This window comes from Spirosoma lacussanchae (genome assembly GCF_005870035.1).
Classification (GTDB): Bacteria; Bacteroidota; Bacteroidia; order Cytophagales; family Spirosomataceae; genus Spirosoma; species Spirosoma lacussanchae.
In genome coordinates this window covers 25,496-47,317 of the sequence record NZ_SWJG01000004.1, presented here as the reverse complement: position 1 = coordinate 47,317, position 21,822 = coordinate 25,496, and the positions used below count along the sequence as shown (strand labels likewise).

The following is a 21,822-nucleotide window of genomic DNA, read 5'->3' as shown; positions in this document are numbered from 1 at the left end:
AACTGGAGCAGGTCGGTAAACACTAATCGGCCGATGCGTACAGGGCGCGCAGTTCGTTGGCGGGTAAGGTCTGGGGCGTAATGGTCAGGCCGTCCTTAACATTCTGGATACCTTCGTATACGATCCGCTCGCCGGGACGCAGCCCCGACTGAACAATGTAGAACTGATCGACCCGGCTTCGGGGAATAAAACTGCGGGTCTTTACCTTGTTGTTGGCGTCAACTACGTACACGAAATTTTTGTCCTGTACTTCAAACACGGCTTTCTGGGGAACCAGCAGGGCATCGTCTACATCGGTCGACAAACGTACTTTACCGGTAGCGCCGTGGCGCAGCAGCCGGTTGGGGTTCGGAAAACGGGCCCGGAAGGCAATGGTGCCGGAGTTGCCTTCAAAAATGGTTTCGGTCGTTTCGATCTTTCCTTTGTGGGCATAGGGCGAGTCGTCGGCTAACAGCAGGTCTACTTGCTTGCTGGTCGTCTTGTCGGGGCTTTTCCGTTTTTTGACGAAGGCCAGATATTCTTTTTCGGAGACGTTGAAATAGGCGTAAATCTCCCGAACGTCGGATACAGTCGTCAGCAGCGCACCTTCTTCGATCAGGCTACCCGGCTTGAACGGAATGCGGTTGATGACCCCATCGAAAGGCGCTCTAACGCCCGCCAGCGACACGTGTAGCCGGGCTTTGGCCAGGGCCGCTTTGGCCTCGTTGATCGATGCCTGAGCCGACTCGCGCTTGGCTCTGGCCAGCTTCAGTTCCGAGGCTGATATGATGTTTTTATCGACCAGCAGCTTCACCCGCTCCATCTCGACTTCTGCCGTTTTGGCCTGGGCGGTGGCGTTTTCGAGGCTGGCCTGCGCCCGGGCGGTTTCTACGCGGTATTCGGCGTCGTTCAGCTGGAACATGAGCTGCCCTTTCCGAACGGGTTGCCCTTCGTCGACCAGAATCTTGTCGAGGTAGCCGGCTACCCGGGCGCGCACTTCCACGTTCTGTACCGCTTCGAGGTTGCTGGCGTAGTCATGGTCGAGGGTGGCGTCCTGGTTGGTAAGCTCGATGACCGGGAAAGCCGGCTTTTCCGCTGTCTCTTTGGTTTCGCTCGATTCAGACCGAGCCGAGCAGCCTGCCAGTGAAATCACTAGAGCGCTCACGAAAAAGACACTGATACCCGAAGATGCATTCATAAGATGAGTTATTCTGGACAAAAGTTAGGTGCCGGTGTAAGCCGCTGATCCTGTGGAATAAATTGAACAGCTTCTACTGTGGCAAATACGGAAAGACTACTAAAGAAGACCTTAGAAAATACTTAGAATTCCCTTAGAGACCACCACAAAAAGAAGTGTTACATTAGAAAAATATAAGAATAACTCCTCATAGTTCATTCTGCCCCACGGCAAGTACTGTATAGTACTAATTGCCAGTCGGATTAGTCGCTTAGTCTGCCACCTGAATTAACGCAACAGCGAGTAGACAAATTTCCAAATGTTATATCTCTAAAAATTGCACTTTTTTAATAATTGCGCTCGTGCTCCATAGGGGCCGGATGCGGGAATTACCCGTGGCTGTATACGCAAAACTCCTCATACGTAACCCGTCGTAGTCGTAGACCGGTATGCGTATGAGGAGTGGGCAGGCCGAATAGTCGGCAATGACTCGTTACTGATCGGTTGAGTCGTCGGTATCGGCCGTGGCAATTTTGGCCAGGTCGGTATTGTTGGGCAGAAGACTGAGTCCGCGTTTGAGCCAGTCGGCCCGGGCGGTTAGGTCTTTGGTGACCAGTTCGTGGTACGATATCAGGTACTTGAAGGCGAGTACCAAATCTTTCTGATACCGCTTCCGCTCCTCTTCCTTGTCGGAAACCATGCCGATGAACTGCTCGAAATAGGGACGTGCTTTGCCATTTTTGACGGCCTCTTCGGGCGTATACGCGTAGTAGTTGGCCTTGGCCCGGTACAGTACCGTGGGCGAATAATCGGGCGAACCCTGCTGCGCCAGTGCCAGGGCCGAATCAGCTTTGGCGAAACGAAGCGTGTCCCGCTGCAGTTTACCCAGGCTATCGCGGGCAAACCCGAGGGTGTAGTTGCTCATGCCGTACCGGAACAGGTCCTGCATGTCGGCTTTGAAGCCGTGTTTGGCGGCTGAGTCGAGCGCGGCCACGGCCTGTGGGTGCTGTTTGGTCCGGTAATAGTATTTGGCTACGTCGCTGTAGAGGTTCTCGCTGGTGTCGGCCGGGGCCGCTTTGAGCAGGTACGCTATACCAACCGAGTCGTTCTGCGCCTTAAGTGAATCATTGGCAAAACCTTCCTGGGCCAGATACGCCCGCCCCAGGTATTTATAATCGTCGGGCATGGCCTTCTGGGGTGCTTTTTCAAGAAAGGTGCTGATGTTTTCAATGGCTTTCCGCGGCTGCTTCAGCGACGAGTAGGCCCAGCCCTCAATGCGGTAAACGATTGGGTTCTGAGCCAGCACAGCCCGGTTGCTGTCGATGACGTTCACAGCCTGCTGGAAATTGTTGGCCAGGAAATGAAACTGAGCGGACCGGAGCAGCATGTCGGCCCGCCGATCGCCCGACACCCGAATGTATTGGTCGGTGTAATTAGCGGCCTCCTTGTAGCGATTAACGAGGTAATAAAGTTCGGCCAGCTGCCGGTAAGCCGGTGCGTAGCGGGGATTGGCTTCGATGGCTTTTTTGTAGTTTTCGACCGACAGGTTCAGATTCCGACCCTGCCAGTAGATATCGCCAATCCGCTGATAGACCCGGGAGGCATCCAGGCCCATTTCCAGCGCACTCTCGTAGCGGGTAACGGCAGTACCGGCGTCTTTATTCAGGTAATGCGCATCGCCCAGCGCCAGCTGAACCGACGCGTTTTTCTTGTCCCGCTCGGCAGCCCGGTTCAGGTAGTCGATGGCGGAAGCTGCGTTGACTACCTGCGGATAACGAGGCTTAATGGAACCACTGTCGGGGGTAAGATACCCTGTGTAGGCTTCGCCGATCCGGTACAGGATGTCCGCGTTTTTTCCTTTGCTTTTCTTGACCACATCGGCCAGTTTGGCGCTGGCTTCGGTAGTGTTGTTCTGAACCAGATGGGTAATGGCAATACCCGTTTCGTTGAGCGGTACCCGTTTCTCGTCCGAAGGAACACCTTTCTCGAACCAGATGCGGGCTGAGTCGGGCTGGCCGGCACGCAGATAGCCGTACCCAGCGTTAAAGTACGTCTGCATACCCGGGCTTTGCTGGGCGTCCTGCCGAAGTTTCTGCTTGGCTTCGTCGAAACGGCCCATATTCATCAGGGTCAGTGCATCGGGCGCCGGCGTCTGAGCCGACGCCTGTATAACAACCAGCAAACCGATAACGGCTAGTGGTCCTGGAATGGGATGCTTGTTTTTCATAACATGTAGGGTTAATTCAGCATTTCTGAACAGCGGGATGCTGTCTTCGATGGTGGCAAGATGGACGCGAAACCTAAGAAGGAGCTTAGGATATACTTAGAATTGGCTTAGAGAGGGCTAATCAGGGACAGCGTACTCCGCCTATTCGCAGAGGTGCGCCCGAATTCAGGTTAGGGGAGAGTCAGCGAATCGGGCATGATGGATGCTGGGCTGAAAAACATGACCAGGGTGCCAAGTCGGTTTGCAGACGTGACAACAGGCGTTGACAACTCATACGGGACTTTGCTGTTGAAGTACGTATCGTTTTGCTCAAGGAGATAGGCCGGATACAGGGAGCTGAACCGGATGCCCTGATTTTTCTTATTGGTAGACAGAAGCACATTGCCCGCCGGATTGACCAGCAGCACTTCCTGAACGCCCTTTGTCTTTACCAGTTTGTTGAAATATTCGTTTACCTCATCATTTTTATTCTGGGTCAGTGATTTGCCAACCGCCCAGCCAAAGGTTGTCATACCGAACATCAGCTGACTCCGGTCGTTCGATAGCTGATTGGTTCGTACGCGCCATCGCATGGCCTGCGTCTGTTTCTCGTATAGCTGCTTTAGTTGATAGTTGCGGAAAACCATGTACAGCAGGGCTAGCAAGCAGACGCCTGCCAGCAGATACGGGACAGAATGACGTTTAAGATGGTCTTGTAGGGGAGAATCGGAATCGGTTGCCATAACGTTGTGGGGTAGGGTGAAACATAACCGATGAAAGGCCACCGGCGAAGTCTATTTTGGGGGTAATCAGGGAGAGGGGTAAACCCGCAGCGACGGGTTAGAAGAACCAGAAACTGTCGCGCAGCCGAAACTCGACCGAACCCAGATAAGCACTGTCCGTAAAGACAGCCGCTCTGTAGATACCTGGTTTAACCTCTGAATCGGGGTTGATATCGACCGACAGGCGCTGGGGGTTCCGGGCAAAGTTGACTGTCCGCTCCGCATGAACAGGAATGGTCTGCTGCTGATCGGGCAGGGCAATGGTAACCAGTTTCTGCGGGTCTACCATTGCCACCCGCTGGGTATCCGTAAGGCTGACGTAAACGCGCTGCATACCACTGAGCGCCAGCTCGGCCGGAATGGTAAACGAGATCGTAATAACATCCGCTTTTTTAGCCTTGGCCGTTTCCTTACGATTCGGTTTACTAACCTCGACCCGGAACGCATCGCTCGTTAAGGCGGAGCGGGGCACCATAGTCAATAAGCGGGCATCCCGGGTAGTGAGTTGCTGCTGCAGGTTTGTATTCTGGCTGATCAGGGTTTCGTTCTCGTTCGTTTGCCAGTTTATCTTGTCATGCATGGCTTCCATCTGGGCGCCCAGGCTATCCCGGATAACCGTTAGCCGGTAGTTCGACTCGTCCAGGCGCTTCAGTTTCTGCAGCCTGTCGGCGCTGGTCCGACGAAGGTCACGAAGCCGGGCATCCGTACGGCTCAGCTGCTGGTTCGCATTGATAAGACGCGTGTTGAGATCGGTATTGTCCGCGTTTGAGCTGGCCAACTGATTGGTCAGTTCGCCCATGTCCTCTTTGAGTCGAAGCTGGGCGGTAAGTAACGAGTCTACGCGCTGCTGGGTGCTTAGTTGTTCGTGTTTGAAGGCCGCTTTTTTCTTCCAGAAAAATATACCTCCCGCCAGCACCAGGACAGCCAGTACGCTGACTAAGCCCGTCAGCGTTTTTGTAGTTGTTTCATTGGTTTCCATAAGATTGACCGGTTCGTTGAGATGACAAACATCCGGTTCACTACTTGTAAGGGGCTTAACAAAACCTTACAATCTGCTTAGAACCACCGGGGCCGTAAACCACAATTGATATCGGGTCGTTGTCTATCTAATCAATGGTGTTCATCAATGATCAACAAAGAATCCCGGTATGCCCGGGTTTTGGCCTGGATCGACCAGTACGTAATTCGTCGGGTCTATACGGGACCGGTACGGCGGGTGATTTTGCAGAGTTTACCGTTCTGGGTGGCCTCATTGCTGACCGGGCTGGTAGCGGTAGGCTACGAAAAAGCCTTTGAATGGGCAGAAGAACTCAGTTTTCACTGGTTTCACACTAATCCGCTCCTGACATTCGTCCTGACGCCGGTGGCTTTTCTGCTGGCCTGGGGACTGGTGCGGTGGCTGGCGCCGGCCGCGCGGGGCAGTGGTATTCCGCAGGTCATGGCTGGCATCGAGTTATCCCATCCTAAAACCCATGGCTACACGGCGTATCTGCTGAGTCTGCGGGTGGCGGTGGTCAAAGTAATCAGCAGTGTAGCCCTGCTGCTGGGGGGCGGGGTCATAGGCCGCGAGGGGCCAACCATTCAGATATCGGCCGCTATTTTCAGGGCAATCAATCGACTGCAACCCGCCGGCTGGCCGCAGCTGTCGCGGCAAATTGCGCTGGTAACGGGTGGGGCGGCAGGCCTGGCAGCTGCGTTTAATACCCCGCTCGGTGGTATTGTATTCGTAGTAGAGGAGCTGACCCAAACCCACATCACCCGGTTTCGTACCGCCGTTTTTACCGCCGTCATCATTGCCGGTATGACGGCGCAGGCTATTCAGGGACCGTATCTGTACCTGGGCTTTCCGAAGGTTACGGTCTCTACGGGCTGGCTGCTGGGTATCGTAATGCTGATTGCGTTGTTGTGCGGTCTGGCGGGCGCTCTTTTTGCCAAAACTCTGCTGTGGATCAACCGCTACCGCCAGCGGTTCAGGACGCCGTTGGCACAGGCGGGCTGGGTGGCCGGTTGCGGGCTGCTGCTGGCCGGACTGGTGTTCTGCGTAGGCATGGACGCGGCTGGAACGGGTAAACCCATTATAAACCGCCTGCTGTTTCAGAATACCGGCGAGACCCCCTGGTATTTGTTTCCGGTGCGGTTTGCGGGTATGGCGCTCAGCTACAGCAGCGGAGGTGCCGGGGGCGTATTTGCTACCTCGCTGAGTGCCGGGGCCATCCTGGGCGATGCGCTGGGGCGATTGGCCCGCATATCGCCTGCCGATCATAACCTCATTATTCTCGTGAGCATGGTGAGCTTTCTGACCGGGGTCGTTCGGTCGCCGTTTACCGCGGCCATTCTGGTGCTTGAAATGACTGACCGCCACTCGGCTATTTTTCAGCTTCTGCTGGGCGGGCTTATGGCGCATGGAGCCGCGTCGCTGGTTGATCCGGTGTCTTTTTATGAACACCTCAAAGAAGGCTTCGTGCGTGAAGCCAGCACCCAACCCAACCCGCAGCGGCCCCAAAATCAACCCCTAGCGGTCGAATAAGAAGGTAGGCAATCGGTTCCGGCTAATAGCAAAACGGGCTTTTAGGGTGGCTGCTGCATACAAAACGGCCCCTAGCCAGTTCCTTATATACTATCCTATCAAACAAGGCGAGTAATTGGCCGGGGTAGGTGCGCTACTAAACCAGCAAGATCATGACTCAACGTAAGGCAACAGAAACCGAAAATCTGTATTGGTACAAAGACGCCATTATCTACGAATTACACATAAAAGCATTCCGGGATGGCAATGGCGATGGCATTGGTGATTTCCAGGGCCTGCTCGAAAAACTCGACTACCTCCAGGAACTGGGGGTGACGGCCATCTGGCTGCTGCCGTTCTATCCATCGCCCCTGCGCGACGACGGCTACGACATTGCCGATTACTACACCATCAACCCCTCGTACGGAACCATCGAGGAGTTCAAAACCCTGCTTGACGAAGCCCATCAGCGAAATCTGAAAGTTATTACCGAGCTGGTCATCAACCACACTTCCGATCAGCATCCCTGGTTTCAGCGGGCCCGGAAAGCCCCCAAGGGCTCGCCCGAACGTGATTATTACGTCTGGACCGACAACCCCGAACAGTACCGCGATGTCCGGATCATTTTTCAGGATTTCGAAAGCTCTAACTGGACCTGGGACCACGAAGCACAGCAGTACTACTGGCACCGGTTCTTTCATCACCAGCCCGACCTGAACTACGACAGTCCGGAGGTTCAGGCCGAAATTTTTAAGCTGATCGACTATTGGTGCGAACTGGGGGTCGACGGTTTCCGGCTCGATGCGGTGCCCTACCTGTTCGAGCGCGAAGGGACCAACGGCGAAAACCTGCCCGAGACCCACGACTTCCTGAAGAAGCTGCGTAAACACATCGACGATCATTTTCCGGGCGTAGTTTTCCTGGCCGAGGCCAACATGTGGCCCGAGGATTCGGCCTCCTACTTTGGCAACGGCGATGAGTGTCACATGAACTACCACTTTCCGGTCATGCCCCGCATGTTCATGTCGCTGCAGATGGAGGACCGGTATCCGATCACCGACATCTTCGATCAGACCCCCGCTATTCCGGATAACTGCCAGTGGGCCATCTTCCTGCGCAACCACGACGAGCTGACGCTGGAGATGGTGACCGATGAAGAACGCGACTACATGTACAAGACCTACGCCAAGGACCCGCGGGCCAAAATCAACCTGGGTATCCGGCATCGGCTGGCCCCGCTGATGGGGAACAACCGGAAGAAAATTGAGCTGCTTAACAGTTTACTCTTCTCCCTGCCGGGAACGCCCGTTATTTATTATGGCGACGAAATCGGTATGGGCGACAACGTTTATCTTGGCGACCGAGATGGCGTGCGAACACCCATGCAGTGGTCGCCCGACCGGAACGCTGGTTTCTCGGGTACGAATCCCCACCGGCTTTACCTGCCTACTATCCTGGACCCGGAGTATCACTACGAGTCGGTGAATGTGGAAACCCAGCGACGCAATACGTCGTCGCTGTTCTGGTTCATGAAACGCATGATCCACCTGCGCAAGAGATACAAGGCTTTCGGGCGGGGGGATATGACGTTTCTGCCCGTTGAGAATCCGAAAGTACTGGCTTTCACCCGGACCTACGAAGACCAGACCTTGCTGGTTATCGTCAACCTGTCCAAATTTGCCCAGCCCGCGGCCGTGGAGTTAAGCGGATTCGGTGGCTACGTACCCGTTGAGGTGTTTAGTAAAAACGCCTTCCCGCCGGTTCCCGACAACGAAACTTACGTGTTTACGCTGGCGGCTCATGACTATCAGTGGTTCATTCTCGAAAAAGTGGCGGCCGAATCGGTGAGCCTCTCGCAGCTGCCCGGTCTGCGGATCAACGACTGGCCCGGCCTGCTTCAGGGGCGCACCCGCGAGCAGCTGGAAAACGAAATACTACCGGCTTATCTGCCTAAAACCGATTGGTTCGGAGCAGACAAACCCCCAGTCTACGGACTGACTATCACCGCGCAGGCCAGTCTGTCCCTGGCAGAAGGATCGGCTTACGTGCTGTTGCTGGAAGTGGCCTACGAGCGTGGACTGCCCGAAACGTACCAGCTGACACTGGCCTTTGCCGGCAGCGGTGCCGCCGATAAGCTGACCAGCAACTGTCCGCAGGCTGTCATGGCCAGCCTGCAGGTGGGTACCGAAACTGGCGTATTGTGTGATGGCCTGTACATGGCCGAGGTGCAGCTGGCCCTGCTCCGCCACATAGCGGGTGAACAGACCAGATTGGCTGATAATCTGGTATTTCTGACTACCCCAATGCTTCAGGAATACGTTCGGGAACACGGGGACAGTAAACCGAAACTGAGCACGGCCGAGCGAGGCTACGCGTCGATCATGTACGACTTGTCGTGGCAGCTGAAGCTGTATCGTAAGGTAGATCTGGCCACCAACCCCGATACCGAACTGACGCGCTTTTTGTCCGAACAGGCGGATTTTGCGCATGTGCCTGCCTATGCCGGGGCTCTTGAGCTGGGCCCCGCCGGCAACCGGGTCATGCTGGGCGTGATGCAGCGGATGGAAGACCGGCATGGCGACGGGAAGAGCTATATACTGGACCGGGTTACCAACTACATCGAACGGATTCTGGCGCGGGATAAAGAGCAGCTGGAAGCGGCCCTGGCCGCGCCACGCGGCACGCTGAGCCAGCCCGTGGCGTTCAGTGACCTGCCCGCCGAAACCGAAGAACTGCTGGGGCGCCGGGCAGCCGAGCAGGCCCGCTTGCTGGGCATACGAATCGGTCAGATGCACCTGGCTCTGGCGTCGGATAAGCAGCAGAAGGAGTTTGCCCCCGAGGCTTTCTCCCTGCATTATCAACGGTCGCTCTTCTCGGGTTTGCAGACGCTGGTGCGCGAAAGTTTCCAGACGCTCAAACGGACGCAGGGACGGTTACCCGAGTCGGTCCGGCAGGAGATCGATCAGCGGCTGCCCGCCAAAGAGCAGGTACTCGCTACGTTTCGCCGTATCTACGCCCGGAAGCTGGATATCGACAAAATCCGGCTACACGGCAACCTGCAGCTGGATAAAATTCTGGTTACCGGACGCGACGTGGCTATTCAGGATTTTGGCGGTGATCCGGCCCGCAGCTACAGCGAACGAAGGCTCAAGCGCTCACCTCTGCGTGACGTGGCCTCGCTGATTCGCTCGCTTCATTACGTTACTTACGAAGGATTCCTGCAGAGCGATCAGCTGACCCGCGAGGAGGCTCCCCGGCTGCTGCCGTTTGCCGATGTATGGGCCCAGTATATGAGCGGGTTCTTCCTCAAAGCGTATCTGCAAACGGTAGAGTCGAGCTCGTTCGTGCCGGCCCGGGCCGATGACCTGCAAATGCTGCTGGAAACCTATCTGCTCGAGACCGCCATCACCGATCTGACTTACGAGCTGAACCACCGGCCCGACTGGGTTCTGTTGCCCCTGCAGATCATCGGTCGGGTGGTATCCAATCCGGTCGCCGATCCCGTTTCGGCCGCTACCGATCCTGAACCGGTCGGGTAGATCATTTCTGTAATCAAAACCGCAACCCGTAATGCGAATTGAGTTAAAGTGCTTTCTTATTAGTGTTTTATTGCTCCCCGGCCTGGCTGATAGCCAGGCGCAGCGGGTGTTGTCAAAAGAAACCTCATCAGGATCGGTGTTGTCTGGTCCTGATGAGGAGTTTGGGGCGCTCTTCCGGGAGGTTCAGCTGAAGGCTGTCTTCCCGGACTCGAAAACGTTTGCCGACTGTACCCCCCGATTTCCGACAGCCACGATTCTGGCCAATTACAACCAGGCCAGTCAACAGCGGGACTTCGATCTGAAGTCGTTCGTATTGCAGCATTTCGTGGTACCCACCAGACCGGCTTCGGGCTATATCAGTAAAACCGGCCAGTCGGCTCAGCAGCATATTACCGACCTGTGGACGGTGCTGACCCGTCCGGCCAGCCCGCGTCCTAAAGCGGGTACCCTGACCGGGTCGCTGATTCCGCTGCCCAAATCGTACGTGGTGCCGGGCGGGCGTTTCGGTGAAATTTACTATTGGGATAGTTACTTTACCATGCTGGGCTTGCGGGCATCCGGGCAGAACGCTCAGATCCGCAACATGGTCGATAATTTTGCTTACCTGATCAATACCTTCGGCTTTATTCCCAACGGCAACCGGACTTATTTTCTGGGGCGTTCGCAACCCCCGTTTTTTTCGTTCATGGTCAGCCTGCTGAGCGAGGTACAGGGCCGCCGGGTTATCGTCAGCTACCTGCCCCAGCTGCAGAAAGAATACGATTTCTGGATGGACGGCAAGGCTCAGCTGACGGATCAGGCACCAGCCAACCGGCGGGTTGTCCGGCTGGCCGACGGGGTCTACCTGAACCGGTATTACGATGACCGGCAGACACCCCGGCCCGAGTCGTACCGGGAGGATGTCAATCTGGCGCGAAATGCCAAGGATCCGCAGGCATTGTACCGGCACATCCGCGCCGGGGCAGAGTCGGGCTGGGATTTCAGCACCCGCTGGTTTCGCGACGGCAAACGCCTGCGAACCATCCATACCACCGATTTTATTCCGGTCGATCTCAATTCGCTACTGGTCAACCTCGAGTTGCTACTGGCCGAGGGCTACTCGCTGAAAGGCAACCAGACCCGGGCGAAAGAGTATCGTCAACTAGCGCAGCAACGGCGCGATGCGATTCAGCGCTATTGCTGGAGTTCCAGAAACCAGTTTTTCTTCGATTATGACTTCGTTGCGCGCAAGCAAGCTACCGTCTATTCCCTGGCGGGTGTTTACCCGCTTTTTGCGCGGATTGCAACGGCCAGTCAGGCGGTGAGTGTGGCGCGCCGGCTGGAAAAGTCATTCCTCAAGCCGGGTGGCCTGACAACCACCCTCGTTCGCTCCGGAGAGCAGTGGGACGCGCCCAATGGCTGGGCCCCCTTGCAGTGGATTGCCATTCAGGGGCTTCGTCAGTACCGACAGGTGCCGCTGGCTAACCGGATCAAAACCAGCTGGGTCAACGAAAACCTGCGGGTCTATAAAGCATCCGGCAAGATGGTCGAAAAATACGACGTCATCAGTACCGCCATGGCCAAAGGGGGCGAGTACCCCACGCAGGATGGCTTCGGCTGGACCAACGGGGTTCTGCTGCGTTTATTAACCGAAAAGTGAGCTGATTAAGCGTCAACTCCCTTTTCGGTCAATACGGGAAGTGAGCTGGCTTCGTTCAGACGGCACTTGCCATCAGGGAAAGAACCAGGTTGGCTTCAAACTCGATCTGCCGAACGTGCTCCTGCGCGACATGATCGGTATAGGTGTCCAGCTGCTCGAGGGTGCTGCATTGCTGGGCGAGGGTGGGCATGCCAGCGCTCAGGGCCGTACCCCGCAGCTTATGGGCGGCTCCCTTGATGGCCGACGGATTCAGAGGGACTAGACTCGATTGGAGAACCGACAGCGATTTGCGCAATTCGAACCCGGCAGCTTCTACCAGTTCCCGAATAAACGTGGGATCATGGCCCGCCAGGTTTTTGATGACGTCAGGGTTGTAGTGGACAGCGTGATCAACCGTGGTCCGGGGCGTAGCAACAGGGGTAGGCCTGGCCGGTTCGGGTATAGCCCGCAGCCATTTATGGAATACCGATACAATGGTTTCTTCCACAATGGGTTTGGCCACAAAGTCGTCCATACCCGCAGCCAGGCAGCGTTCACGTTCTCCCTTTACCGTACCGGCAGTCAGCGCAATGATCGGTACATGGCGGCCCTGCTGTAACTCCCGGATACGTTGCGTGGCCTCGTAGCCGTTCATCAGGGGCATTTGTATATCCATCAGGATGAGGTCGGGCTGAACGGACGTGTACTGCTCAACCGCTTCCAGTCCGTTCAGGGCTTCGCTGATCTGCACGTTGGGAACAATGCGGGATACAATGGTTTTCGCCAGCAGCTGATTGATGTGATTATCCTCCACCAGCAATACCTTCACCAGGGTAGGCTCTGACGGCGTGGACGGATTGTCGACAGACTGTGCGGGCTTCGGTTCCTGCTGATTCAGCCGGGATAAGGCATGGTAGAGCTCAGCCATTTTAATCGGTTTGACGAGTCGCTGATTAATAGCCAGTTCTTCGCTGGCCCTGATGATACGTTCATCGTCGGAAGAGCTGTGAAGCAGGATCACAGCCTGTTGCTCGCTGGGGAAGTTAGCCCTGATTTTTTCTATCGTCTCGATGCCATCCATGTAGGGCATGTGATAATCCATCAGGATAACATCATACTGCCGGTGCTGCCCCAGTAGCTGTAAGGCATCGAACCCATTGCGGGCTTCGTCGACCTGAATCTGTTTGAGCGAAAACATCTGCCGCAGGATCAGCCGGTTATTTTCGTTATCGTCAACGATCAGCACTTTCCGGATCAGGTTAACATCGCGCCAGAGAATGGGCTCGCCGAGTTCAGTCTTCAGCCGGATGTCGAAGAAAAAGCAACTGCCCTGACCGGGTTCGCTCGTGAGCTGGAGCTGACTACCCATCAGACCAAGCAGTTTATTAGAGATGGTTAGCCCCAGCCCGGTGCCGCCGTACTTCTTGGTGGTCGACGGGTCGGCCTGCGAGAAGGCTTCAAAAATGCGTTCCTGCATCTCCGGCTTTATACCGATGCCGGTGTCGCGTACTTCGAAGCGGTAGGTAACGAGCGGTTGCCTGCTGTCGGTGAGCGGCTTTATTTTCAGCTCTATTTCCCCGCGTTCGGTGAATTTGACCGCGTTGCCGAGCAGGTTGACCAGCACCTGCTTGAGCCGAACGCTGTCGACATGAACGAAGCGAGGCAGGTTAGTCGGCAGGTTCAGCAGCATCTCAAGCCCTTTTTGCTGAGCCTGATAGGTTATGATGCCCGCTGCCTGGCTGCTAAGTTCGTAGAGGTCCACTTTCTCCACGGACAGCTCCAGCTTGCCAGCCTCGATTTTCGAGAAATCAAGAATGTCGTTGATGATACTCAGCAGCGCATTGGCCGATTGGCTTACGATCGATAAGTACTGATGCTGGGTGGCATTGAGCGAGGTTTTGAGGACCAGATCGGTGAACCCGATCACCCCGTTCAGCGGGGTTCTGATTTCGTGGCTCATGTTGGCCAGAAACTCCGATTTGGCCATGCTGGCCTGTTCGGCCAGTAGCTTGGCTTTTCTGAGTTCGTCGCGTTGCAGGCAGGCTTCGGTAATATCCTGGGTGAACATCATGATTCCTCCGATCGACCCGTCGAACTGGTACCAGGGGCGTACCTCCCAGCGGAGATACTGATCGTGGTTCCAGCCGTTAGGGCGCCACACATCTTCCTCGTTCTTTTCTACGGCCCCTTCAATACAGCGGGCGTGCAACGCTTTCCAGGCGTCCGAAATATTGGGGAAGACATCGTAATGGCACCGGCCAATCACGCTCTCGGTCAGCTGATAGTCTTCCATCCATCGGTTACTAACCGCGATATAGCGAACCGAACGGTCTAACATGGCCACGGCCGCTGGGGCATGTTCGACAAAAGCCGACAGCCGCGACTTCTCGTTCATGAGTGCCTGTTCAGCCCGCTTTTTGTCATCAATATCCTGGAACGTACCGTACAGCCGTTTGCATACGCCCCCCTCAAATTCCGGGGTTCCGACCGTGCGTACCCATACGTTTCGGCCCGTGGCGGTGAGAATCTGCAGCTCAATATCGTACGAGATTCCCTGCTGAACCGCCCGGTCCAGAGCCTCCACGATCAGCGAACGATGAGGGCCCTCGAAGAAATTGACTGCTGTCTCAAACGTAGGCTTATAGTCGTCAGGAACTTCGTGGATGGCTCTCGTTACCCTCGACCAGTCGATCGTATTTTTTACCATATCTACCGACCAGGTACCAATTCGGGCTACCTCGTTGGTCTGCTCAAGAATATGCTGAGTCCATTTCAGGTCCACTTCGAGTTGATGCCGGCGGGTTATATCGATGGCATTGCCAATGACAAAAACATCGCCGGTAAGCTGCTTCTCCAGGGTATTGTTGAACAGCCAGATAAGCAGAGAACCATCTTTATGGTGGGTGTGCATAATACCGCTGGCCTGACCGGTATCCCTGATTGCCGTCAGGTACTCATTCAGCTTCTCGTGGTGGTGTTTGGGAACAATATCATGCAGTCGCCCCCCAATGAGTTCTTCAGGCTGGTAACCCAGCGCCTGGGCTCCGGCCGTATTGACCGTCAGGAAACGGCCCTCCAGATCGTGGATGCACATGAACCCCTGGGAGTTTTCGAAGAAGGACCGAAACTTGCTCTCTGACTGAAAGAGCTGCTGCTCTTTCTGCTTTTCGTTGGTCACGTCGCGCGCAATGGCGAAAATGAACCCGGTACCCGGTTCGGGCGTAGCGACCCATTGCAGGTTTCTGTACGACCCATCCTGGCACCGAAACCGATGAGAAAAATTGACGGTTGGGTTGCCGGCCGCCAGCCGCTTAATCTCCTGCTGGGTTGACTGAACGTCGTCCGGGTGGACCAGGTCGGCAAAGGAGGTCTGCAACAGATAGGCCTCGTCCCACCCCAGGATATGCGAAAAGGCGGGGTTCAGCCGCTTGAAATAGCCGTCAGTACCCGCCACACAGATCAAGTCGTTAGACAGGGTAAATAGATTATTCAGATAAACCTGTTCCTGTTTCTGCCGGTTTTCGATCAGCAGCTCGGTAGCCATCTCGGCCAGATTTTTCAGGGCTTTCCGTTGGTCTTCAGTCAATTTCCGGGGGGCGTTGTCCAGTACGCAGAGAGCACCCAGCGAATAACCGTCTGGGTCTACGAGCGGGTAGCCCGCGTAAAACCGTAGGTAAGGATCGTTGATAACCGATGGATTCTCCTGAAAGCGGGTGTCCAGGTGCGTATCTTCAATTTCCAGTAATAGGGTGTCGAGGATGGTATATTGACAGAATGAGGTGTCCCGATCGGCTTCCCGGGTCTCAAGACCAAGACCAACATTCGATTTTACCCAGAGTCGGTTTTCGTCGACCAGCGATAGCAAAGAGATAGGCGTCTGACAAATTTGGGAAGCCAGTTCGGTTAGTCGGTCAAACGTTTTTTCAGGAAGGGTGTCCAGAATCTGATATTGATGAAGGGCCTCCAGGCGTTTTTTCTCGTTTGGTGGAATCAACATGTTACTCGGTAGGTAAGTATTCGGCAATTAAAGATAGGCAATAATGAGAATTTGTTTATGAAAAATAATAATAGTAAACAAAAATTACCTGCTCAGCTGTGTCCGGACCAGATTTCGGTGGCGGAGAGAGGTATTTGGAGTCAGCCCAGGTCGATAGCCTGATGAGTAGCGTCCCTGACTGGCTTGAACGCCTGCGTTCAGCATCGGTAGACAAACAGGAATAGCCCTTGAGCATTCCGACGCCCAACGCTTCTTAAGCTGACAGGGCTGGCATAACCGGATGTCAATATTCCCAACATTCCGCTTAGACTACTTCTTGAAACAACACAGAGGATAAAGGTAGGTGCTGGCCTGAGGCCGTACCAATAACCAGATAAGCCCTACGGGTAAACCCCGGGCAAACCGGCGCGCTATTTCTTTATACGCACCAACACCACCAGTGACAGGTTTTGACCTAATTTGGGGTTGAATCTATTGTCCTGTCCACCAACCTGTTTATGCATATATGAACCGCTATCTGTTTGGCGCCCTGCTTTTATGGTTTAGCACGGTGAACTACGCCCAAAAACCAACGTTGTTTGTTCCGATCGGGCACACAGGTAGTATATCATCCATGGCTTTTTCGCCAACGGGCCACTATGCGATATCCGGATCGTATGACAAAACCATTCGCTTATGGGAGGTTGCCACTGGCCGTGAACTGCATCGATTTGACGGGCATACCGATGACATACCATCCGTTGCTTTCTCTCCCGACGGTCGCTATTTCTTCTCTGGAGGAAGTTTGAAAGACAACAGCATCAGGCAATGGAGCCTGACTACGGGTCAGGAAATACGTCGGTTTACAGATACTAAAAAATTTAGCTCCCGACAACGACCAGATCAAAACGTTCGACGTGGGCACTAAGCCGCACCCGCCGTTTCCGGACCAGCAGAAAGTACGTACTTACAAGCCCCTGCTGGCTGAACTGATCGACTCGGTAGAGACCTACGCGAAAGCCTGTAAGCTGCCAGCGCCGAAGTACAATGTTGAAATCAAGTCAACACCTGCCACCGACGGCGTTTACCACCCGGCTCCGGCGGAGTTTGTCGGGCTGGTGTTACCCATCTGCCAGCAGAAACTTGGAACCCGGTTCAACATTCAGTCGTTCGATGCTCGCCCGCTGCAACTGATCCATAAAATAGCTCCTTCGGTCGTACTGGCCTATTTGACCGCTAACACAAAATCAGTGGAAGAAAACGTACAGACACTTGGGTTCACACCGGCCATCTACAGTCCTTACTACAAGACCGTAACCGAACAAACGGTCAAAACCAGCCACGAGCAGCACATGCGGATTATTCCGTGGACGGTGAACACGAAAGCTGACATTGAGCAATTGATGTAGCTGGGCGTCGACGGTATCATCACGGACTACCCCAATCTATTCTAAGCCCGCTAGTGGCAGTCCAGGCTGCTATATGAATAGGTGTTAATTACGTACAGGCGGACCGCCAACGAATCGGCTGGAAAGTAATTGCCTTATGTTCTCACTCACAGATATATAGGTAGCCTATTAGCCTTGTTATGCGTGAGAAAATCTGAAACGGGATTAGGGACATACAGTTGTTGTACCCTTATAAACAGACAAGCACTTACAAAAAATGTAAGTGCTTGTCTTGTTTGCTTTGTGACCACGGGGAGGACACTGTTACAAATCACATATATCTAAAATCGGTCCGTATGAAAAAATTAGGCAGGTTTATGATATAAGTAAAATATCGATGGTGTAGTATTGTGACCGATAATAACCGGCGAATGTTTCGGTAATTGTTTCGGTACCATGGCAACCTACACCATTGAACTCAACCACAAACCTAACGTCGACGGGCGATATTCTATTTTCCTGCGCATCACTCAAGACCGGAAACACCGACGGGTGAAAACCGGTATCGTTGTTAAGCTGTCTGAGTTCGACAAGGCTGCCGGCTACGGCAAATGGATCCGCTCAAAGCATCCTGACCACCGCCAGCTGAATGCCGATCTGAAAAAGGTGATCCAGTCCGCTGAACAGGCAGCCGATCAGCCAGCTACGGACCAGGTCAGCCAGGCCTGGACGCTCGGCCAGTTCCGGGATAAGGTTGTGGCCGATGCGTCGGTCAATAGTGTCGGTTTCCAGCGCAATCTGAAATCACGCCTGGGCACCTTTGTTTCGTTCGTGGGTGAAGACGTGCCACTCAAAGCCGTGACCCTGGAAACGCTCAATAGCTTCAAGCGGCATCTGCAGAAGTCGGGTAAGATGGCCGGCACGCAGCATACGTATTTCAACCGGATCAAATATATGTTCCTGCAGGCGCTTCGGCTCGACGCCATCGATAAGGACCCGTTCCGGCATTTTACTATGCCTGATGATAAGCCAGCACCCCGCCTGAAGCTAACCGATCAGCAGGTGGCTCAGCTGGAGGCTGTAGACGTCGGATCGGGAGCGACCTGGTTGTACCGGGCCAAGTGGCTGTATTTATTCTCCTACCAGATGGGGGGCATCCGGAGTGGCGATATCCTGCAGCTGAGATGGCGCAACGTGGTAGGAGAGGAAAGCCCCCGGCTTGAATACCAGATGTCAAAAACCGGCCAGCTGATGAGTACTGGGCTGACGCCCAAAGCCAAACAGGTTCTGGATCTATTCCGGCGCCCAGATCAGCAGCCCAACGATTATCTATTCGGGGTGCTGGACTCAGCGGCTCCCTATGCCGCCTATATCACGTTCGAAGACAAACAGCGTATGCCTCGGGCTTTGCAGGAGAATTTGTTCAATCAGATTTCCTCCGTGCAGGTACTGATCAATCGGGAGTTGAAGACGCTGGCCAGCCTGGCTGAGCTAGGTAGCGACTTGAAGCTAACGTTCCATACGGCCCGGCATAGCTTCGCCGATCGGGCCAGGCGTAAAATGAAGGAGTCGAAGAACATCTCGATCGACGATATCCGGCAGGCGCTCGGCCATCAACGGCTGGACACGACCCAGCGCTACCTGAATGCATTCGACAAAGAGGGACTTGACAGTGCGATGGATGCTATATTTTCGGAATAGGTACGCAGCGGGGGGCTCGATTGCCTGTGAGGCAACTACAATCTGCGTACCTTTAGGGTAAATCAACTGATCTATGGTAATTGGCCTTACGTGTTTATTGGGTGCGGCCCTGCTGATGGGGCTGTGTCTGTACGCCGAGCGGTATATCAACCGGCGGGTTCAGCGGTTTCTAGCCGATCAGGATAGCCGGGAGCGGGAATTACACCAGGAGATGGCCAGGGCAACCAACAACGTCGACAAGGCGTTAACTATACTCAACTCAGAGAAAACCACCTTCAGGCTACACGATAACTAGGGCTTGGGCACCTGGATAATATATTCAACATGCTGAGCCCTTTCCCGGACCTCTACAGTAGCGGGCGGATTGGTCGCGGCCGATAGCTGCACAGGCGACTGACCCAGCAGCAGCCACATCGGATTGCAGTCGAGTTTGACCAGGGCGTACAGGGTCTTTATTGTCAGATCTGATTTACCTTTCTCCATGGCGCTCACCTGCGTTTGATCCAGGCCCAGGAGCGCGCCAAATTCGCCCTGATTCAATTTGAGATGCTGGCGAAATTCCCGGAGCCGAAGCCGAACAGACTGGTGTTGATTACCAATGTCAATCATGATTAATGAGTTTTATTCGTAAGTAGATATGCGCCAAATTTGAATTGGCGCAGTTGAACAAAATTTAGATTTAAGCTTAATAGATAGGCACCCTAAAACTTGGGCCCTTTCGAGAAGATAGCCGTAGTCCAGGCTTTCCCTCCGTTATTATCCATAGTAAGCAGGATGGTTCGGCCAGCGCCCATCCACATTGCGCTGTGACTTTGTACCGGCCCCTTACTTTCGGACGGGTTAACCGTATCAGATATAGGGCTGCCGTACTTGCCAATCAAATAGGCTTTGACTTTGTTATACCGAGCGGTATAGGCCTCGCTAGAGGGCAAAGGTGACAGAAAGCGATATATGCCCCCGGTTAGCTGATTTTCCTCAAAGTCGTAAATCAGCTCTCCCTTCTCCTGGCCGACCAGAACGTTTTTATAAACAAGCTGGCCGTCGCTTTCCATGAAGGGTTTTTGAGGCTCAGTTTTCTTAACATCTGGCAGGCTCATGCCCCATCGAACCCCTCTAAAGTCAGGGCTTGACTTCTCCTGGGCGTATAGTTCGCTTACTGATGCAGCAAGAAATAAGACTATAAAAACAGAAAAGCGCATGCCTGTAAAGTGGCGATCATGAAAAGTAGTATTACTCATAAACTATCATCTTCGATTCCAGTCTCTATCTACTTTACGTATTTTATAAAGCTCGTATACGTTAGCAAGTTGTATATCGAAATCGGGAAACTCCTTTTTGTTGGGGTTGATTGATGAACAGGTAATGACCCCGTCTTTAATGTCATGCCTAATGATACGCTTAACGATGATCCCGTCGGTTGTGACGATAATATAATCCGTGCCACCGTTGGTAAAAAGGCGATGATTCCAGAACTCACTATCAACCAGCCGACCCACGGCGATATCGCCAAAACAGATAGAATTGATACTGCCGTCATCCATACTGTCGCCTCGAACCTCAAACGCCCGGTAAAAACCTGACTCTCGTTTGGGAAGTACGATTGAATACCGGGGCAACTCTACTACAAATTCTTTATCCCGCCAACCGCTTGGATAACTGGCATAAGCAAATTCATCGACCAAGGGCATTGTCATTAAAACCATTCCATTACTAAGATCACGAAATTCCATGCCACTGGAATTGAGATCTACCTCTGTCTCGTCAACAAAATTGAGCGGAATAGCTTCCAGGCTCTGCTCGGGACTTTCGGGCACTTCTGATATGCCCTTATCCATATTGTCCCTCATGCCAGCCCTGCCCAAATAAACTACACTTGGAAGTAGTAAGTCGTCTTCTTTAACGCCAAGCACTTCGGCCATCCTTTGAAGGGTCGGGATTTTGCCGTGCCCTTTCTTAAAAATATCATACAGGGTGTTTGTGTTAATCGGTACAGCCTGGCAAAAGGCGCGAAGGCTCATATTCTTTTCGTTCAGCAAAGTCCTGATTTTAAACTCAATAGGAGTCATCTCTGCCTCATTCTTTTCAGGTGTACCCATTTTTTATTACAGATTGTAATAGAAAAATCATCAATCGCCCCTTGACATGTAATAATTTTCTATTACATTTGCTATCGATAACGATCAGAAACAGACAAAACTATGTCAAATACGATCACTGAACAAGGAAACGCCCTTGAAGCGCTCGAAGAAAATACACAAGCGTTTCGCAGGGCTTACAAGCGGCTTAATCCCGGTGAGAGAAAAGATGAGCAGAGGGCTTTCTGTCGTCAATATCGAATATCTCCAGTAGCCTTTAGAGCTAGGTTGTCGGGAAATACCCGTGTTTCTGATACTGAGCTGGCTTGGCTCGAAAAAAGAGTTAATAGCTATTTCTCCAACTAAGCTATGAACGCACTCGTCTCAATCACTCAGCAGGAAGGCCAGCAAGTTGTTGACGCCCGTGAACTTCACAGCTATTTGGAAGTTGAAACCCGCTTTGCCGACTGGATTCGCCGTCGTATTAGAGAGTACGGTTTCGTTGAGGGAGTTGACTTTACCTCGTTTCTCAAAATTGAGAAGCGAGAAACCGGAGGCACAACTCGCAAAGAATACGCCCTGACACTGACCTGCGCCAAAGAGCTGTCGATGGTTGAGGGTAACAAAAAGGGGAAAGCGGCCCGACTCTATTTTATCGAGTGCGAACGCCGGGCCAAAGCGGGGGATTTACTACGCCGGGTGGAGCAGCTGGAGGCTATGGTTCGCCTGCTCACTGAAAAGCCCCTGCACCCGGCCGCGATTCAGCCCGCACCGGAATTTGATCCGGCACGCTATCAGGCAAGCCCAGCCCGCCAGCGCCTTCGCCGGGACGAACGGACGGGCCGCTACTGGGTCGAAAACCTTGAACTCTAAAT

17 protein-coding genes are annotated in these 21,822 nt (G+C 53.8%); 9 read left to right on the top strand and 8 right to left on the bottom strand.

The genetic code is table 11. The annotated features are described in order from the left end of the window. Positions 1-22 precede the first annotated feature (22 nt). The 4 genes from FBR45_RS16130 to FBR45_RS16115 all read right to left on the bottom strand — a co-directional run bounded on the left by FBR45_RS16130 (position 23) and on the right by FBR45_RS16115 (position 5,123). A complete protein-coding gene (locus FBR45_RS16130) occupies positions 23-1,177 on the bottom strand; it encodes an efflux RND transporter periplasmic adaptor subunit (RefSeq protein ID WP_138504147.1) in 1,155 nt (384 codons plus the stop codon). Between the two features lie 472 nt (positions 1,178-1,649). After that, a complete protein-coding gene (locus FBR45_RS16125) occupies positions 1,650-3,383 on the bottom strand; it encodes a tetratricopeptide repeat protein (protein ID WP_138504145.1) in 1,734 nt (577 codons plus the stop codon). 170 nt (positions 3,384-3,553) lie between these two features. Continuing rightward, a complete protein-coding gene (locus tag FBR45_RS16120) occupies positions 3,554-4,105 on the bottom strand; it encodes a hypothetical protein (protein ID WP_138504143.1) in 552 nt (183 codons plus the stop codon). A 97-nt stretch (positions 4,106-4,202) separates the two neighbouring features. Then, positions 4,203-5,123, bottom strand: a complete 921-nt coding sequence (locus tag FBR45_RS16115) for a hypothetical protein (RefSeq protein WP_138504141.1) — start codon at positions 5,121-5,123, stop codon at positions 4,203-4,205. A 147-nt stretch (positions 5,124-5,270) separates the two neighbouring features. Between FBR45_RS16115 and FBR45_RS16110 the strand changes: the two genes are divergently transcribed. The 3 genes from FBR45_RS16110 to treF all read left to right on the top strand — a co-directional run bounded on the left by FBR45_RS16110 (position 5,271) and on the right by treF (position 11,828). After that, positions 5,271-6,671, top strand: a complete 1,401-nt coding sequence (locus FBR45_RS16110; RefSeq protein ID WP_138504139.1) for a chloride channel protein — start codon at positions 5,271-5,273, stop codon at positions 6,669-6,671. Positions 6,672-6,823: 152 nt separating this feature from the next. After that, complete coding sequence (gene treS, locus FBR45_RS16105; protein ID WP_138504137.1) at positions 6,824-10,189, top strand: maltose alpha-D-glucosyltransferase; 3,366 nt, start codon at positions 6,824-6,826, stop codon at positions 10,187-10,189. 31 nt (positions 10,190-10,220) lie between these two features. Further along, entirely contained in the window at positions 10,221-11,828 is a 1,608-nt protein-coding gene (treF, locus tag FBR45_RS16100; RefSeq protein ID WP_138504135.1) for an alpha,alpha-trehalase TreF, read from the top strand. Positions 11,829-11,883: 55 nt separating this feature from the next. On the opposite strand, the gene FBR45_RS16095 is transcribed toward treF, so the two are convergent. After that, positions 11,884-15,804: a PAS domain S-box protein gene (locus FBR45_RS16095; protein ID WP_138504133.1), complete on the bottom strand. Its 3,921-nt coding sequence runs from the start codon at positions 15,802-15,804 to the stop codon at positions 11,884-11,886. Positions 15,805-16,309: 505 nt separating this feature from the next. Here FBR45_RS16095 and FBR45_RS16090 point away from each other — a divergent pair. From FBR45_RS16090 to FBR45_RS16075, 4 genes are all read left to right on the top strand, one after another. Next, positions 16,310-16,711, top strand: a complete 402-nt coding sequence (locus FBR45_RS16090) for a WD40 repeat domain-containing protein (RefSeq protein WP_138504131.1) — start codon at positions 16,310-16,312, stop codon at positions 16,709-16,711. Further along, the gene (locus tag FBR45_RS16085) at positions 16,701-17,192 is read left to right on the top strand and encodes a glycerophosphodiester phosphodiesterase family protein (RefSeq protein ID WP_246082267.1); all 492 of its coding nucleotides are present in this window, start codon (positions 16,701-16,703) and stop codon (positions 17,190-17,192) included. Before FBR45_RS16090 ends, FBR45_RS16085 begins: the two co-directional genes overlap by 11 nt. Positions 17,193-17,627: 435 nt before the next feature. Further along, complete coding sequence (locus FBR45_RS16080; protein WP_138504127.1) at positions 17,628-18,872, top strand: phage integrase SAM-like domain-containing protein; 1,245 nt, start codon at positions 17,628-17,630, stop codon at positions 18,870-18,872. Positions 18,873-18,945: 73 nt separating this feature from the next. Then, positions 18,946-19,167 (top strand): hypothetical protein, encoded by a 222-nt coding sequence (locus FBR45_RS16075; RefSeq protein ID WP_138504125.1) that lies wholly within the window; start codon positions 18,946-18,948, stop codon positions 19,165-19,167. Here FBR45_RS16075 and FBR45_RS16070 read toward each other — a convergent pair. From FBR45_RS16070 to FBR45_RS16060, 3 genes are all read right to left on the bottom strand, one after another. After that, a complete protein-coding gene (locus tag FBR45_RS16070) occupies positions 19,164-19,481 on the bottom strand; it encodes a helix-turn-helix domain-containing protein (protein ID WP_138504123.1) in 318 nt (105 codons plus the stop codon). The genes FBR45_RS16075 and FBR45_RS16070 overlap by 4 nt on opposite strands. A 92-nt stretch (positions 19,482-19,573) precedes the next feature. Further along, on the bottom strand, positions 19,574-20,110 hold the full coding sequence (locus FBR45_RS16065; protein ID WP_138504121.1) for a hypothetical protein: 537 nt from the start codon (positions 20,108-20,110) through the stop codon (positions 19,574-19,576). 6 nt (positions 20,111-20,116) lie between these two features. Then, positions 20,117-20,968 carry a LexA family transcriptional regulator gene (locus FBR45_RS16060; RefSeq protein ID WP_138504119.1) on the bottom strand — a complete coding sequence of 284 codons (852 nt, stop codon included), beginning with the start codon at positions 20,966-20,968 and terminating at the stop codon, positions 20,117-20,119. A gap of 102 nt (positions 20,969-21,070) precedes the next feature. On the opposite strand from FBR45_RS16060, the gene FBR45_RS16055 reads away from it, so the two are divergent. Both FBR45_RS16055 and FBR45_RS16050 read left to right on the top strand, forming a co-directional pair. After that, on the top strand, positions 21,071-21,313 hold the full coding sequence (locus tag FBR45_RS16055; protein WP_138504117.1) for a hypothetical protein: 243 nt from the start codon (positions 21,071-21,073) through the stop codon (positions 21,311-21,313). Positions 21,314-21,316: 3 nt separating this feature from the next. Then, positions 21,317-21,820, top strand: coding sequence for an antA/AntB antirepressor family protein (locus FBR45_RS16050; protein ID WP_138504115.1), 504 nt, complete (start codon positions 21,317-21,319; stop codon positions 21,818-21,820). The last annotated feature ends 2 nt before the right edge of the window (positions 21,821-21,822 follow it).